At 77.8% G+C, this 1,039-nt stretch carries 2 protein-coding genes; both read left to right on the top strand.

All coding sequences use genetic code 11. The features are described from left to right. Positions 1-360: tetratricopeptide repeat protein (locus HMPREF0731_RS21690; RefSeq protein WP_007006395.1), on the top strand; the 360-nt coding region annotated here is incomplete at its 5' end. Continuing rightward, positions 332-1,039, top strand: a 708-nt coding sequence (tilS, locus tag HMPREF0731_RS21685; RefSeq protein ID WP_007006394.1) for a tRNA lysidine(34) synthetase TilS, incomplete at its 3' end; no start/stop codon positions are given. The genes HMPREF0731_RS21690 and tilS, both read left to right, overlap by 29 nt.

Here is a 1,039-nt window from a genome sequence, read left to right as displayed (position 1 = left end):
GATGGCCAGGCGGCGCTGGCCCGCCGCGACTACGCCGCGGCCGAGGCGGCGGCGCGCGAGGTGATCGCCGCCCGCAACACCGCCCGCGCCCAGGACGCGCAGCTGCTGCTGGGCGACGCGCTGCTCGGCAAGCGCGACTTCCAGAACGCGGCGCTCGCCTATGACGACGCCTATCGCCGCAACCGCAGCGCCTCCCGCGCGCCGGAGGCGATGCTGGGCCTGGCCAATTCCTTCCTCGGCTTCGGCGCCAAGCGCGAGGCCTGCGCGACGCTCGACGATCTGCGCAGCGAATTCCCGCGCCTCTCCGGCAATCTGGCGACCCGGGCCACCGATGCCCGCCAGCGTGGCGGGTGCCGCTGATCCCGGGCTGAGCCCGGCGGCGCCGCTCTCGGCGGCGGAATTCGCGGCGCGGATGGCGCCGCTCGGTCCGTTCGGCGACGCGCCCGGCTTCGCCGTGGGCGTCTCCGGCGGGCCGCATTCCCTGGCGCTGGCGCTGCTGGCGCGCGATTTCGCCCGCCCCCTGGGCGGGCGGGTGCTGGCGCTGGTGGCCGATCACGGGCTGCGCGCCGAGAGCGCGGCCGAGGCGGAATGGACCCGCCGGACCCTCGCAGCCCAGGGGATTTCCGCCCGGGTGCTGCGCCTGGACCTGCCCGGTGGCAGCGCGGTGCAGGAGCGCGCGCGGCAGGCGCGGCTGGCGGCCCTGCTCGGCGCCTGCGCGGCCGAGGGACTGCCCTTTCTCCTGCTCGGCCAGCATGCCGGCGACCAGGCGGAGACGGTGTTGTTCCGGGCCCTGCGCGGCAGCGGCGCCACCGGCCTCTCGGGAATCGCGCCGCGCCGTGCCGCGGCGGAGGCGGTGATCCTGCGCCCGCTGCTCGCCACCCCGCCCATCCGGCTGGAGGCGCTGCTGGCGGCGCGGGGGCTGTCGCCGCTGCGCGATCCTTCCAATGCCGATCCACGCTTCGCAAGGGTGCGGCTGCGCCAGGCCCTGGCCGATGCGGACGGCACCGGCCCCGGCACCGCCGCGCTGGGCGCGGCCGCG

This window comes from Pseudoroseomonas cervicalis ATCC 49957 (assembly GCF_000164635.1).
Taxonomy (GTDB): Bacteria; Pseudomonadota; Alphaproteobacteria; order Acetobacterales; family Acetobacteraceae; genus Pseudoroseomonas; species Pseudoroseomonas cervicalis.
The sequence above is the reverse complement of the archived record's forward strand: the minus strand, read 5'-3'. Positions and strand labels throughout refer to the sequence as shown.